Here is a 13,453-nt window from a genome sequence, read left to right as displayed (position 1 = left end):
CGCGGGCGATGCCAGAATCCCTAAAGATTGCGCGCCACGCCCTCCAGGAGCGGCACGAAGCGCACCGCGCCGAGATCGCGCGTCTCCACCTTCGTCCCTTCCTTGCGGAAGAGCGTCAGGCGCTGCACCCCGTCGGCCGGTCCGACGGGCGCGACCAGGATGCCGCCATCGACGAGCTGCGCCACCAGCTTGGCCGGTGCCACCGCCGCCGCCGCCGTCACCAGGATACGGTCGAAGGGCGCCCCCGCCGGCCAGCCCTTGGAGCCGTCGGCGACGATGCCGGCGATGTTGGTGATGCCGAGCGCCGCCCAGCGCGTCTCGGCCCCCTCCAGCAGCGTCCGGTAACGCTCCAGCGTCGTCACCCGGCGACAGAGCTTGGCGAGAATGGCCGCCTGGTAGCCGGAGCCCGTGCCGATCTCCAGGGCATGGTGCCGTTCCTCCGGTTCCAGCGCCGCCGTCATCATCGCCACCACCGAGGGCGCGCTGATCGTCTGGCCGCATGCGATCGGCAGCGCCCGGTCCAGATAGGCCTCGTCGCGGTATTCCTCCGGCACGAAGACCTCCCGCGGCACCGTCTCGATGGCCGCCAGCACCCGCCGGTTCGAGATGCCGAGCTCGCGCAGCCGCAGGATCAGGCTGGCAAGCCGGATGCGGGCATCGGGATCGGGCTCCACCGGCGGGATGTCGCTCACGTGCCGCTCGCTTCCCGCTGCTTGGCCAGAGGATCGGCGAAATGGTCGAGAAGGTCGCTGCGCGTGGCTTCGTCGGTCATGTCGAGGGACAGCGGCGTCACGGAGATGCGCCCCGCCGCCAGCGCGGCGAGATCGGTCTCCGGCGGCGCCTCCATCTGGGTGTGCCGGAAGCCGATCCAGTAATAGGGCCGGCCGCGCCCGTCGGCACGCTCCTCGATACGCAGCCAGCCCTCCGCGCGGCGTCCCTGCCGGGTCACCGAGACGCCCGCGACGTTCCCCGCCGCCCGGTCGGGAAAATTGACGTTCATCAGCACGCCGACGGGGATCTCGGCCTCCAACGCCCGGCGGATGATCTCCGGGCCATGCGTGAGGGCGCAATCGAAGTGCGGGTGCTCCACGCTCTCGCGCCCGAAGGCCTGCGACAGGGCGAAGGAGCGGATGCCGAGCAGCGTTCCCTCGATGGCGCCGGCCACGGTACCGGAATAGGAGACGTCGTCGGCGATGTTCTGGCCGCGATTGACGCCGGAGATGACGAGATCCGGCCTACCGTCGAGCACCTTCTTCAGCCCCATGATGACGCAATCGGTCGGCGTGCCGCGCACGGCGAAGTGGCGCTCGTCCACCTTGCGCAGGCGCAGAGGATCGCTGAGGGTCAGGGCATGGGCGACGCCCGACTGGTCGGTCTCCGGCGCGATCACCCAGACATCGTCGGAGAGCCGGCGGGCGATCTCCTCGGCGATCTTCAGGCCCGGCGCGTAGATGCCGTCATCGTTGGTGACGAGGATTTTCATGCGCCGATCCGCTCCTGGCCGCCGAGATAGGGCCGAAGCGCCGCCGGCACGGTGATGGAGCCGTCGGCGTTCACGTAATTCTCCATGACGGCGATGAGGGCGCGCCCGACGGCGACGCCCGAGCCGTTCAGCGTATGCACGAATTGCGGCTGCTTCTCGCCGCTGGGCCGGTAGCGGGCGTTCATCCGCCGCGCCTGGAAATCGCCGCAGACCGAGCAGGACGAGATTTCCCGATAAGCGCCCTGCCCCGGCAGCCACACCTCGATGTCGTAGGTGCGCTGCGCGGCAAAGCCCATATCGCCGGTGGAAAGGACCACCACCCGATAGGGCAGCTCCAGGCGCTTCAGCACCTCCTCCGCGCAGGCGGTCATGCGCTCCTGCTCCTGCTGGCTCGTCGCGCCGGAGGTGATGGAGACAAGCTCCACCTTGTTGAACTGGTGCTGGCGCAGCATGCCGCGCGTATCGCGGCCCGCCGAGCCGGCTTCGGAGCGGAAGCAGGGCGTCAGCGCGGTGAAGCGCAACGGCAGCTCCTCCTCCGTCAGGATCGATTCGCGCACCAGGTTGGTCAGCGGCACCTCCGCCGTCGGGATCAGCCACAGCCGGCTGGAGGTTTCGCCCTCTTCCTCATCCGGCGCGTTCGCCGCGTATTGATCCTCGGCGAATTTGGGCAGCTGCGCCGTGCCGAAGAGCACCTCGTCGCGCACCAGCATTGGAGGCAACACCTCCGTATAGCCATGCTCGCGCGTATGCAGGTCGAGCATGAACTGGCCGAGCGCCCGCTCCAGCCGGGCAAGCTCGCCCTTGAGGACGACGAAACGCGCGCCGGAAAGCTTGGCGGCCGTCTCAAAATCCATCAGGCTGAGGTTCTCGCCGATCTCGAAATGCTCCGGGGCTCGATCGTCGAGCTTGGGGTTGCCGAAGGTTCTGAGCTCGACATTGGCGCTCTCGTCCGCGCCGACCGGCACGTCGTCGAGCGGCACGTTGGGGATTTGCGCCAGCGCCGCACGCAGTTCCTCCTCCAGAGCCCGTTCCTTGGCCTCGCCCTCCTGCAGGAAGCTCTTCAGCTTGGCGACTTCCTCAATCAGCTTCTGCGCCGCGTCCTCGTCGCCGCTGGCCTTGGCCTTGCCGATCTCCTTGGAGGCGGCATTGCGCGCGCCCTGGGCTTTCTGCAGCTCCTGGACATGGGCGCGGCGGGCCTCGTCGAGGGCGATCAGGCGCCCGGCCGCCGGCTCGTCCCCGCGGTCGGCCAGCGCCCGGTCGAGCGCCTCCGGATTCTTCCGAATCCAATTGATGTCGAGCATATCTCGTGAAACCTCCGAAGGGCCCCAGGCGGGGCCGAGGTTAGAATCGCGCCGAACGGCCTAACGCAACGGGTGGCTGGGTCAAGTCTCGCCAGCGCCGCGCCGCCAAGGCCAGATCAGCTGCTGGAAGCTGCCCCGCTCTCGCTGCCGGCGGCTTGTTCCTTCAATTCCACCCGCCGTACGGCCCAGATGGAGATTTCGTAGAGAAGGATGGTCGGCAAGGCGAGGCCGATCTGGCTGATGGGATCGGGCGGCGTCAGGATCGCCGCGGCGACGAAGGCCAGCATGATCGCCCATTTGCGCTTCGCCTTCAGGCCGGCCGCATCGACAATACCGACCCGTCCCAGGAGCGTCAGCGCCACCGGCAGCTGGAAAACCAGGCCGAATGCGAAGATCAGCGTCATGATCAGCCCGAGATACTCGTTGACCTTCGGCAGCAGCTCGATCGTCGCCTTGCCCTCTCCGCCGGTCTGCTCCATCGACAGGAAGAAGCCGAGGGCGAGCGGCATGACGACGAAATAGACGAGGGCGGCGCCGATGAGGAAGAGAACCGGCGTGGCGATGAGGTAGGGATAGAAGGCCTGGCGCTCGTGCCGGTAGAGGCCGGGCGCGATGAATTTGTAGAGCTGATTGGCGATCACCGGAAAGGCGATGAAGAGAGCACCGAAGAAGGCGAGCTTCATCTGCGTGAAGAAATATTCCTGCGGCGCGGTGAAGATGAGGCGGATATCGCGCTCCGAGCCTGCCGCCCGCTCATAGGGGATGATCAACAGGTTGAAGATCGTGTCGGCGAAGTAAAAACAGACGACGAAGGCGATCATCACCGCCACGAGTGCCTTAAGGAGCCGGGAACGCAGCTCGATAAGATGCTCGATCAACGGTGCGCGGGAGGCTTCGATCTCATCCTCGCGCGGGTCCACGCTGTTCTCCGCGCTCATGCGGCGTCGCTCTTGGGCCCGTCGCGCTGGCCTGTTGCGGGCGCATCGGAGCGTTGGCGTGGCGGCGCGGCGTCAGGCGCGGCATCGCCCGCATCACTTGCAGGTGTCACCGTCCCGCCAGACGGCGCATCCGCGTCGGCGCCCGTGGCCGGCGCCGCAGCCAGCGCCGAAGGAACCGGCTTCTGCTCGTCCACGCTCTTGGTGTCGTCTTCGGCGCCGTCCTTGCCGGAGGCGTCTTTGCCGGAGGGGCTTTTCGCGGATGCACCTTTCCCGGAGGCGTTGACCGCCTTCTCCACATCCTTCTTCACGTCGGCGAGCGGGTCCATCTTGGAGACCGATTGCAGGGTCTTCTTGGTTTCCTCCATGCCCGACTGCCGCTCCGCCTCGCGCAGCGCCTCGTCGAACTGGCGCTTGAAATCGTTGGCGGTCCGCCGCACCTGGCCCATGGTGCGGCCGAACGTCCTCAGCATGCCGGGCAGGTCCTTCGGACCGACGACAATGATCGCCACGCCGGCGATAACTACGATCTCCGTCCAACCGATATCGAGCATGGAACCTTCCGAGGCCGCTGGCGGCCGAAGAGATCAGCTGACGTTGCTCTTCTTCTCAGCCGGCTCCACCGTCGGCGTTTCGTTATGCTCGATGGTCTTGGACTGCTTCGGCTCGTTCTGCGTGTCGTCTTCGGCAAGGCCGGACTTGAAGCTCTTGATACCCTTGGCAACATCGCCCATCAGGTCGGAAATCTTTCCGCGCCCGAAAAGAAGCACGATGATGATCGCGATAATCGCGATCTGCCAGAAGCCTATCGACATGGCTTGAACCTTTCAAAACATCGCTGTCGGTTGTGTTCGACTATGGCAAATCGCCAGACGGCCATCAACCAACGCCCTCGTCCTCGACCGGGAACACCAAGGCATCTCGCTGATCGAAGCCGACCGCCACTTCCGTGCCGACCGCCAGCGTTTCCTCCAATCGCCCCCGTGCCGTGATATAGGTGTCGAGGCCTTGCAGCGCTACGTCGAATTGCTGCACTTCGCCAAGAAAGCGCCGCGAGACGATACGCCCGCGCACACCCGCCGCCTCGCCGTTGAGCCGGGCAAGGCGCACGCCTTGCGGGCGGATCGCCACCACCGCCCTCGCCCCCTCCGAAAGCGCCGGAGCCGCGAAGCGCCCGATCGGTGTCACCGCCTCGCCGGCCGAGACCTTCGCCTCGATCTCGTTGAGGGAGGAGAAGAAGCGCGCCGCGAAGAGAGAGGCTGGGCTGAGATAAAGATCCTCCGAGCGGCCTTCCTGGACGATCCGCCCCGCCCGCATCAACACGATACGGTCGGAGATGGCCATCGCCTCCTCCGGGTCGTGGGTGACGATCACCGCCGTCGCCCCGGCCTCGCGCAGCACCGCCAGGGTCTCCGCCCGCACCGCCTCCCTGAGGCGGGAATCGAGGCCGGAGAAGGGCTCGTCCATCAGCAGAATGCCCGGCCGCGGCGCCACCGCCCGGGCGAGCGCCACGCGCTGCTGCTCGCCGCCGGAGATTTCGTGCGGATAGGCCTGGGCGAGATGCGAGAGGCCGACGCGCGCCAGCGCCGCTCCCGCTTCCGCCTGGCGCGCCTGGCGAGAAAGCGCCGCGAGCCCGAACATGACGTTGTGCAGCACCGTCAAATGCGGAAACAGGGCGTAATCCTGGAAGACGAGGCCGACGGAGCGCTTTTCCGGCGGCACCAGAACGGCTTCGGAGGCCACCACCCGCTCGTCGATGAGGACGCGGCCGGAACTTGGCGCTTCCACCCCGGCGGCGATCCGCAACAACGTGGTCTTGCCGCAGCCCGACTGGCCGAGCAGCGAGACAACCTCGCCGGCGCGCACCTTCAGGTCGACGCCCGCCAGCGCCGTCACCGGCCCATAGCGGCGTGAAACGTCCTCGAAGCTCAGCGAGGAGGCGATCGTGGCGGCGGCACGCCGGCGGCGCGCCGGCTTCGTCGGGTGCGCGGCTGGCATGGCTGGGCCTTAGGGAATTCCGCCCGGCGACGCAAGCGCCACGGTGCTGCGGCGGCTCTAGCTGGTCTCCCGCTCCAAGAGGTCCTCTTCGGCCGCATCCACGCCGAAAGGCGGCTGGCCCTCAAAGCCGGGCGGGATGGTGGCGCTGAGGAGCCCCGCCGCCTTGAGCTCGGCGAGCCCGGGAAGATCGCCGATCTCCGACAGGCCGAAATGATCGAGGAACTCCCGCGTCGTGCCGAAGGTGAGCGGCCGGCCCGGCGAGCGCCGGCGGCCGCGCGGGCGCACCCAGCCTGTCTCCAACAGGACGTCGAGCGTTCCCTTGGACGTGGAGACGCCCCGCACCTCCTCGATTTCGGCGCGCGTCACCGGCTGGTGATAGGCGATGATGGCGAGCGTCTCCAGCGCCGGGCGCGAGAGCTTCTTCTCCTCCTGCCGGTGTTCCTCCAGCAGAAAGCCGAGATCCGGCGCGGTGCGGAAGGCCCAGGCGTCGCCGGATGGGCGCAAATTGACGCCGCGACTGGCATAGGCCGTCTGCAATTCCTGCAGCAGCGGCTTGATCTCGATACCTTCCGGCATCTTGCTTGCGAGCTCGGCCTCCGTCAGGGGCTGCGTGGCGGCGAAAAGGATGGCCTCCAGCATGCGCAGATGCAGCCGCCGATCCTCCGGCGACAGGCTGGTGACGTTGCTGGAAGCGGCCGTGGCGACGAAGAGATCAGGCACGCGCGTCCTCCTTCGGCTTACGTCGGACATAGAGCGGCGCGAAACTCGCCGCCTGCATCAGCTCCAACTCGCCTTCGCGCACCAGCTCCAGGCTCGCCGACAGCGCGCTGGCGCGGGCCGTGGCGCGCAATTCCGGTCGCACCAGATATTCGCTGAGGAAGTGATCGATCGGTGCCCAGCTGGAGCTCGGTCCGATGAGACGCATCAGCCGCTCGCGCGCCTCCGCCAGCGGGATGACCGTGCGCTTCTTCATCTGGATGGTGCTGGCGAAATGCCGTGCCCGGCGGGCCGCATAGGCCGCCAGGAGATCGTAGAGACCGGCCTGCCAGGCCGTCGCCTGGCCGAGTGCCACGCCTTCCGGCATGCCGCGGGCGAAGACATCGTGGCCGAGACGCTCGCGCTCCGTCAGTTTCTCCGCCGCCTCGCGCATCGCCTGCAGGCGCGTCAGGCGAAAGGCGAGCCGGGCGGCGAGTTCCTCCCCGCTCGGCTCTTCCAGAGGCTCCGGATCGGGAAGGAGGAGACGCGATTTGAGGTAGGCGAGCCAGGCGGCCATGACCAGATAGTCGGCGGCGACCTGAAGATGCAGGCTGCGCGCCTTGTCGATGAAGGTGAGATATTGCTCGGCGAGGGCGAGCACGGAGATCTTGGTCAGATCGACTTTCTGGTGCCGCGCCAGCGCCAGAAGCAGGTCGAGCGGTCCCTCAAAGCCGTCGATATCGATGAGCAGGATATCCTCATCGCCAGGCCGTGGCGCCAGTTCCTCCTCGAAGAAGTCCCGCTTGCCGTTCATGCCACCCCCTCGCCCATCAGCTCGCACAGACGCGCCGCAACGGCGCCGCGGTCGGCAGCCTTCGCTTGCGGCATGGCCGCGGCGGCCCTTCGCGCGCGTTCCAGCGCGGCGCCGGCAAGCTCTGGCGCCACCTTTGCCACCAGGCGCATCTCCGCCATCTCGCCGTTGCAGTGCAGCACGAGATCGCATCCCGCCCGAAGGGCGAGCCGCGCGCGCTCGCCAAGATCGCCGGAAAGCGCCTGCATGGAGATATCGTCGGTCATCAACAGGCCATCGAAACCGATTCGCTCACGGATGATGTTAGCAATCACCGTCGGCGATTGCGTCGCCGGCCGCTCGCTATCCACGGCGGAGAAGACGATATGGGCGGTCATGCCGAGGCTCGCCCTATCCGCCAGCGCCTGAAACGGCACGAAATCCCAATCGGCCAGACATCCCGCGTCGGCATCGACGACCGGGAGGGCGAGATGCGTGTCGAGGCTCGCCCGGCCGTGTCCGGGCAGATGCTTGATGACCGGCGCGACGCCGGCCGCTTTGAGGCCCGCCATGGCCGCGGCCCCGAGCGCGGCGACGGCTTGCGGCGTCGTGCCGTAGGCGCGGTCTCCGATAACCTCGCTGCTGCCCGGCGCGGGAATGTCGAGCACCGGCAGGCAATCGACGTTGATGCCGAAGGATGTCAGGTCGAGGCCGATGAGCTGCGCGCCGAGCCGTGCGGCCTCGATGCCCGCCTGGGCATCGCGCCGATAGAGCGCGCCATAGGCCGCGGCCGGCGGATAGGCCGGCGCCAAGGGTGGGCGGATGCGCTGCACGCGCCCGCCCTCCTGGTCGATGAGGATGGGCAGATCCGGCGCCTCCAGAGCTTCGCGGATATCGGCGCATAGCCGCCGCAACGTCTCGGCCGTGCCGACGTTGCGGGCGAAGAGGATCACGCCCCATGGTCGTTCCTGGCGCAGGAAAGCGCGCTCTTCGGAGCCGAGCGAGGTTCCCGCCAGGCCACAGATGAACGCCTTGGTGGGCATTCAGGCGGTCCGGCTGTCGTATTGGCGGCTCAGCGCGTGACGAAGCACGAGCCGCCGGCGCTCTTCAGATCCTCGCACAGGGAAATGGCGGCGTTGCGGTCCGCCATCGGGCCGACGCGTACCCGGTAATAGACGCCCTTGTCGCCGAGATCGGCCTCCTGGATATAGGGCTGCTGGTCGCCGAGCAGCGTTGGGAAGCGCTGCTGCAGGCTGGTGAAGCTCGCCCGCGCCTGTTCCTCGCTACGCTGCGAGCTCACCTGCACGGCCCAGCCGGCAGGCGGCGTCTCAGTGACGACCGGCTGGGTTTCGACGGCGGCGACCTGTGGCTCCGGCGCGGTCATCGTCGCGGTTGGCGTCGCTGTCGGCTCGGGCGCCTGCAAGGCCGGCGGCGCCGGCCGAGGCGCGGGCAGGTTGGCGAAATCGACCGGCTCGCTCTCACGTGCAGTCGGCTCCTGCGGCTGCCCCCCGGCCAGAGGGCCGCTCGGGGAGCCGAGCGCCGGGCTCTCGGACCCGGTTGCGGCCGCGTCCTCGCCCACGCGCACACTCTGCACGCGCACAGGCTCCGGGTTCTCCGCCGGCGCCGGGCCGGCGATTTCTGTCGGCTCGTCGGAAGCCGTCGTCTGCGGCTCGGGACTTTCCACGATGGTGCCGTCCGGCCTGACGATCACCGTGCGCACCTTCTTCGGTCCGATCGGCGTCACCTCGGGGCCGATTTCCGGCACCTGCGTCTCGTCGGAGATGCGCGCGGCGATCTTGCCGTCCTCGTCTGCCTGGCCCGCCTCTCCCGTCTGCCCGTTGGGCAGCACGATGCGTGCGATCTCGCGCGGCTCCTCGTTGCGGTCGACGAGTTGTCCTTCCGTCGTCGTCTCGCGGCCGGCCACGCGGTCGAAAACGGCCTGGCCGACCTCTTCCGATCCGCCGTCCTCCGGATCTTCCACCGGCACCTTCACCGGTTCGCTGTCGGCGGTGATCACCGGCACCTCGTCCGGATCGCCCTCCTGCCCGCCGAGCATGGCGAAAACGCCGCCGCCGATCACCACGACGCCCAGCACCCCGGCAAGGGCCATCAGCCCGGCGCGCTTCGTCTTGCCCTGCCGGGCCTTTCCGGCGAGCTCCGAGGGCCCATCAGGCTCCGCATCCGCGGGCGTGACCAAGGGCTCGCTTTCGTTGAGGAAGGGAAACTCGCTACCGAGTTCCTCCAAATCGTCCGCCCCGCCCTCGCGCCGCGGCGGCTCGCCGAAGCGGCTCTCCAGCGCATCAGCATGGTCGAGACGCAGTTCCAGCCCACCCGAACGACGAAGATCGCGTCCGTGAAGCGCGCCCGTCTGCGGCTCCTGGAAGTCGCGCGTCTCCGGCTCGTCCAGATAAGGATTGGCGGGCTCGGAAAAGCCGGCGCTCTCATATCGGCCGGGCGCGTCGTAATCCTCCGCAACGTCGTATCCGGCGGGCGCATATTCCTCGCTCGGCGGCTCGTCCTCGTAGACTTCCGCCGGCGCCTCGCCGCCCCAATCGTCCTCCTCGCGCCTCAAATCGCTTTCCAGAAGCGTCTCGAAATCCTCCTCGCCCGACCAATCCGCATGGCCGGCCTCGCGGCGTTCCTCGGCGGTCGGCTCCGGCCGGTAGCTGCCTTCCTGCTCCAGCTCCTGTGCGAGTGCGGCGAGAATGTCGCTCTCGTGCGGATCGTAAGGGCTGGGGCCGGCGCCGGCCGGCGGCTCTTCCGGGGCAGGCTCGGCGGCGGCGGCCTCGCGTTGCTCCGCGCTCCAATCGGGCAGGCTTTCGCCGATGGGGCGATAGGCCGAGGGGCTCGCGGGCATCGAGCCCGGCTGCGCCGGGGCATCGCCCTGCGTCTGCTCGAACTCGCGCATCAGCTCCGCTTCCAGCTCGGAGGAAAAGGTCTCCAGTTCCGGCTCGCTCCGTTCCGGAGCGGCCGGCCGATCGCCTCGGCCATGGGAGCCGAAATACGAGCCGTCCTCGCTGACGATGCGGGCGAGCTCGACGAGAGGATCGTCCTCTTCGTGCTCGCCAGGCTGGTTGCCACGGCCCCAGCTTCCACCGGGAGTCTTCGGGCGATTATCCGCCATCAGCTAAACCTTACGCGTTGTTACGGGTAACGTCGCGCCCTTTTAGATTAGCGCATCTCCTCGGGCGCTGCGACCCCGAGAACATTGAGGCCGGCTCGAATCACCATTCCAACGGCTGTCACCAGCGCGAGCCGAGCCCTCGACGTTTCTATATCATCAGACTTAATGAAGCGTAATTGCGGCGACTCCTTGCCTTTGTTCCAGTGAACGTGAAAAGCGTTCGCAAGGTCATAAAGGTAATACGCGATACGATGCGGCTCCCTGCTTAGTGCTGCCGCCCGCAAAACGCGTGGCCAGTCACACAGGATCTTGACCAGCTGCAGTTCTCCCGGATCGGCGAGCCTGGAGAGGTCCGCGGCGGCCAGCAAGGAAGCCTCCAGCGGAACTTCCGGCAGCTCTTCGCGAAATTGCCGCCGCACGGAGGCCGTGCGCGCATGCGCGTACTGCACATAGAAGACCGGATTGTCTTTCGACTGCTCGGTCACGGCCTGAAAGTCGAAGTCGAGTGGCGCGTCGGCCTTGCGCGTCAGCATCATGAAGCGCACCGCGTCGCGCCCGACCTCCTCCACCACGTCGCGCAGGGTGACGAGATCGCCCGCCCGCTTGGACATGCGTACCGGCTCGCCGCCGCGAGACAGGCGCACGAGCTGGGAGAGCTGCACCTCCAGCTCCGCCTCGCCTTCCGAGATCGCCTTCACTGCGGCACGCATGCGTTTGACGTAGCCGCCGTGATCGGCACCCCAGATGTCGATCATATGGGCGAAGCCGCGACGGTACTTGTCGTAGTGATAGGCGATGTCGGAGGCGAAATAGGTGTAGCTGCCATCCGCCTTCTTCAGCGCCCGGTCGACGTCGTCGCCGAACTCGGTCGCCCGGAAGAGAAGCTGCTCGCGTTCGTCCCAGGCCTCTTCCTCGCCGCCATCCTGCTCGTGCCCCTTGGGCGGCGGCAGGGTGCCCCAATAGACGAGATCGCGCGCCTCCAGCCAATCGATGAGCTCGGCTACCTTGTCGTTGCCCTCCGCCGTCAGCGTGCGCTCCGAGAAGAAGACGTCATGGCAGATATTCAGCCTGGCGAGGTCGTCACGGATCGTCGCCATCATCGCCTCGATGGCGAAATCGCGCACCAGGGGCAGCCATTCCTCTTCCGGCATCGCCTTCAGCGCCGCGCCGTGCGTCTCCGCCAACGCCTTGCCGACGGGCACCAGATAGTCGCCCGGATAGAGCCCCTTCGGAATCTCGCCGATCGCCTCGCCAAGCGCTTCCAGGTAGCGCAGATAGACGGAGCGGGCGAGCGCGTCGACCTGCGCGCCGGCATCGTTGATATAGTATTCGCGGCTCACCGCCTCGCCGATCGCCGCCAAGAGATTGGCGATGGCGTCGCCGACGACGGCGCCCCGGCAATGGCCGACATGCATCGGCCCGGTCGGGTTCGCCGAGACGTATTCCACGTTGACCGCCTCGCCGGAGCCGGGCTCGCCATAGCCGTAGCGCTCGCCGGCGTGAAGGATGGCGCCAAGCTCGCGCGCCCAGAAGCCCTGCGCCAGGCGCAGGTTGAGAAAGCCCGGCCCGGCGACCTCGGCGGCCTCCACCTCAGGATCGTGGGCGAGCTCCGCGGCCAGGCGCGTGGCGATGTCCCGCGGCTTCATGCCGAGCGGCTTGGCGAGGATCAGCGCGGCGTTGCTGGCAAGGTCGCCATGCGCCGGATCGCGCGGCGGCTCCACGACGACCCGCGCCAGAATGTCGTCGGCAAGCGAGGCAGCTTGCGGAACGGCCTTGCCGAGAGCGGATCTGATCCGCTCGGCAAAAACATCGAATAGGTTCATGCGAAATCGGTTCCCTCGCCGCTTCCTGCGGCGTTCGTCGGGCGTTCTTGAGTGAATCGGAGCGGGCCCTAGCCGAGATCGGGGGTCCGGTCAAACAGCCGCCGATATTCGGCAAGCGCATAGCCGTCCGTCATGCCGGCGATGTAGTCGCCGGCGCGGCGCGCCAGCCGCTTCTTATCGCCCGTCTCCAGCCCCGCCTGCCATTCCGCCGGCAAGAGCTCGGGGCGCGTCATGAACCGCTCGAACAGTGCCTGTACCACCTCGCCGCCGACCTTCACGCGCGCCATCACCTCCTCGTGGCGGTAGAGCCTGGCGAAGAGAAAGCGCTTCAGCACATCCTCCTCCGCCTCCAGGGCGGCCGAAAAACCGACCAGGAAGGATGGCGCCGCCCCCACATCCTGCGGCGTTGCGATGCCAACGGCCTCAAGCCGCCTTACCGTCTCCGCCAGCACGTCGGCGATCATCACCGTGATGAGCCGGCGCACCAGCTCCGCGGCAAGGCGCGAGCGATCCAGCCTCGGATACTCGGCCTTGATCGCGCAAAGCAGCCGCCCGGTGAGGGGCACGTCGGCGAGGTCGTCCAGCGTCAACAGACCCGCCCTGAGCCCGTCGTCGATGTCATGCGCGTCATAGGCGATGTCGTCGGCGATGGCGGCGGCCTGCGCCTCCAGGCTCGGCTGCGCGGCGAGTTCGAGGCCGAGCTCGCCCGCCAGTTCGGCCGCGACCGCCGGCGCCGGCCCGGCCCTGTAGGGCCCGTTATGCTTGACGAGGCCCTCAAGGCTCGCCCGGCAGAGATTGAGCCCGTCGAAGCGCGGATAGCGCCGCTCCAGCGACGTCACCACCCGCAGGCTCTGGATATTGTGGTCGAAGCCGTCATACGCGCCGAGGGCGCTCGCCAGCGCCCGCTCCCCGCCATGGCCGAAGGGCGGATGGCCGAGATCGTGCGCAAGCGCGATCGCCTCCGTCAGATCCTCGTCGAGCCCGAGCGGGCGCGCCAGCGAGCGCGCCACCTGCGCCACCTCCAGCGAATGCGTCAGCCGCGTGCGGAAATGGTCGCCCTCCGGGCGCACGAAAACCTGGGTCTTGTGCTTCAGGCGCCGGAAGGAGGTGGAATGAACGATTCGGTCCCGATCGCGCTGGAAGGGCGAGCGCAGCGGGTCCATCGCCTCATCGTGAAGGCGCCTGGCGCCGGCCTCAAGATCGGCGGCATAAGGCGCGCGCCAGCGTGCGCCGCCCCTCAGCAGGCTCTCCGGCAGGCTGTTTCTCATCGGCCCCTGCGATTGACTTGCACCCCCGCGGTTCT

General features: G+C 67.9%; 13 protein-coding genes. All 13 read right to left on the bottom strand.

Annotated features, from left to right (window positions below; all coding sequences use genetic code 11):
• Window positions 1-20: 20 nt before the first annotated feature.
• Window positions 21-683 carry a protein-L-isoaspartate(D-aspartate) O-methyltransferase gene (locus Q331_RS0107920; RefSeq protein ID WP_245615555.1) on the bottom strand — a complete coding sequence of 221 codons (663 nt, stop codon included), beginning with the start codon at window positions 681-683 and terminating at the stop codon, window positions 21-23.
• Between the two features lie 5 nt (window positions 684-688).
• Window positions 689-1,483, bottom strand: coding sequence for a 5'/3'-nucleotidase SurE (surE, locus tag Q331_RS20560; RefSeq protein WP_051630809.1), 795 nt, complete (start codon window positions 1,481-1,483; stop codon window positions 689-691).
• On the bottom strand, window positions 1,480-2,784 hold the full coding sequence (serS, locus tag Q331_RS0107910; RefSeq protein WP_026380242.1) for a serine--tRNA ligase: 1,305 nt from the start codon (window positions 2,782-2,784) through the stop codon (window positions 1,480-1,482). The genes surE and serS overlap by 4 nt, the downstream gene beginning before the upstream one ends.
• 116 nt (window positions 2,785-2,900) lie before the next feature.
• A complete protein-coding gene (gene tatC / locus Q331_RS0107905) occupies window positions 2,901-3,722 on the bottom strand; it encodes a twin-arginine translocase subunit TatC (RefSeq protein ID WP_026380241.1) in 822 nt (273 codons plus the stop codon).
• Window positions 3,719-4,273, bottom strand: coding sequence for a Sec-independent protein translocase protein TatB (gene tatB, locus Q331_RS22950; protein WP_051630807.1), 555 nt, complete (start codon window positions 4,271-4,273; stop codon window positions 3,719-3,721). Before tatB ends, tatC begins: the two co-directional genes overlap by 4 nt.
• Window positions 4,274-4,306: 33 nt before the next feature.
• On the bottom strand, window positions 4,307-4,534 hold the full coding sequence (locus Q331_RS0107895) for a twin-arginine translocase TatA/TatE family subunit (RefSeq protein WP_026380240.1): 228 nt from the start codon (window positions 4,532-4,534) through the stop codon (window positions 4,307-4,309).
• A 64-nt stretch (window positions 4,535-4,598) separates the two neighbouring features.
• Entirely contained in the window at window positions 4,599-5,717 is a 1,119-nt protein-coding gene (locus Q331_RS0107890) for an ABC transporter ATP-binding protein (RefSeq protein WP_026380239.1), read from the bottom strand.
• Window positions 5,718-5,774: 57 nt separating this feature from the next.
• Window positions 5,775-6,437, bottom strand: a complete 663-nt coding sequence (gene scpB / locus Q331_RS20550) for an SMC-Scp complex subunit ScpB (RefSeq protein ID WP_407637767.1) — start codon at window positions 6,435-6,437, stop codon at window positions 5,775-5,777.
• On the bottom strand, window positions 6,430-7,227 hold the full coding sequence (locus Q331_RS0107880; protein ID WP_026380238.1) for a segregation and condensation protein A: 798 nt from the start codon (window positions 7,225-7,227) through the stop codon (window positions 6,430-6,432). Before Q331_RS0107880 ends, scpB begins: the two co-directional genes overlap by 8 nt.
• Window positions 7,224-8,246, bottom strand: coding sequence for a beta-N-acetylhexosaminidase (gene nagZ, locus Q331_RS0107875; RefSeq protein ID WP_026380237.1), 1,023 nt, complete (start codon window positions 8,244-8,246; stop codon window positions 7,224-7,226). Before nagZ ends, Q331_RS0107880 begins: the two co-directional genes overlap by 4 nt.
• Before the next feature lie 29 nt (window positions 8,247-8,275).
• A complete protein-coding gene (locus Q331_RS0107870) occupies window positions 8,276-10,327 on the bottom strand; it encodes an SPOR domain-containing protein (RefSeq protein WP_026380236.1) in 2,052 nt (683 codons plus the stop codon).
• Between the two features lie 47 nt (window positions 10,328-10,374).
• Window positions 10,375-12,150, bottom strand: a complete 1,776-nt coding sequence (locus tag Q331_RS0107865; RefSeq protein WP_026380235.1) for an arginine--tRNA ligase — start codon at window positions 12,148-12,150, stop codon at window positions 10,375-10,377.
• 68 nt (window positions 12,151-12,218) lie between these two features.
• Window positions 12,219-13,418: a deoxyguanosinetriphosphate triphosphohydrolase gene (locus Q331_RS0107860; RefSeq protein WP_034491452.1), complete on the bottom strand. Its 1,200-nt coding sequence runs from the start codon at window positions 13,416-13,418 to the stop codon at window positions 12,219-12,221.
• Window positions 13,419-13,453 lie beyond the last annotated feature (35 nt).

Origin of the sequence: Afifella pfennigii DSM 17143 (assembly GCF_000688515.1) — a bacterium.
GTDB lineage: Bacteria > Pseudomonadota > Alphaproteobacteria > Rhizobiales > Afifellaceae > Afifella > Afifella pfennigii.
This window is presented reverse-complemented; position numbering and strand designations above follow the sequence as displayed.

Excerpts from the sequence above, each read along its gene's own strand:
- Q331_RS0107880 (WP_026380238.1), bottom strand. The coding sequence starts at position 7,227 with ATGAACGGCAAGCGGGACTTCTTCGAGGAGGAACTGGCGCCACGGCCT.
- Q331_RS0107860 (WP_034491452.1), bottom strand. The coding sequence starts at position 13,418 with ATGAGAAACAGCCTGCCGGAGAGCCTGCTGAGGGGCGGCGCACGCTGG.
- surE (WP_051630809.1), bottom strand. The coding sequence starts at position 1,483 with ATGAAAATCCTCGTCACCAACGATGACGGCATCTACGCGCCGGGCCTG.
- Q331_RS0107895 (WP_026380240.1), bottom strand. The coding sequence starts at position 4,534 with ATGTCGATAGGCTTCTGGCAGATCGCGATTATCGCGATCATCATCGTG.
- tatB (WP_051630807.1), bottom strand. The coding sequence starts at position 4,273 with ATGCTCGATATCGGTTGGACGGAGATCGTAGTTATCGCCGGCGTGGCG.
- Q331_RS0107890 (WP_026380239.1), bottom strand. The coding sequence starts at position 5,717 with ATGCCAGCCGCGCACCCGACGAAGCCGGCGCGCCGCCGGCGTGCCGCC.
- tatC (WP_026380241.1), bottom strand. The coding sequence starts at position 3,722 with ATGAGCGCGGAGAACAGCGTGGACCCGCGCGAGGATGAGATCGAAGCC.
- Q331_RS0107870 (WP_026380236.1), bottom strand. The coding sequence starts at position 10,327 with ATGGCGGATAATCGCCCGAAGACTCCCGGTGGAAGCTGGGGCCGTGGC.
- serS (WP_026380242.1), bottom strand. The coding sequence starts at position 2,784 with ATGCTCGACATCAATTGGATTCGGAAGAATCCGGAGGCGCTCGACCGG.
- nagZ (WP_026380237.1), bottom strand. The coding sequence starts at position 8,246 with ATGCCCACCAAGGCGTTCATCTGTGGCCTGGCGGGAACCTCGCTCGGC.
- Q331_RS0107865 (WP_026380235.1), bottom strand. The coding sequence starts at position 12,150 with ATGAACCTATTCGATGTTTTTGCCGAGCGGATCAGATCCGCTCTCGGC.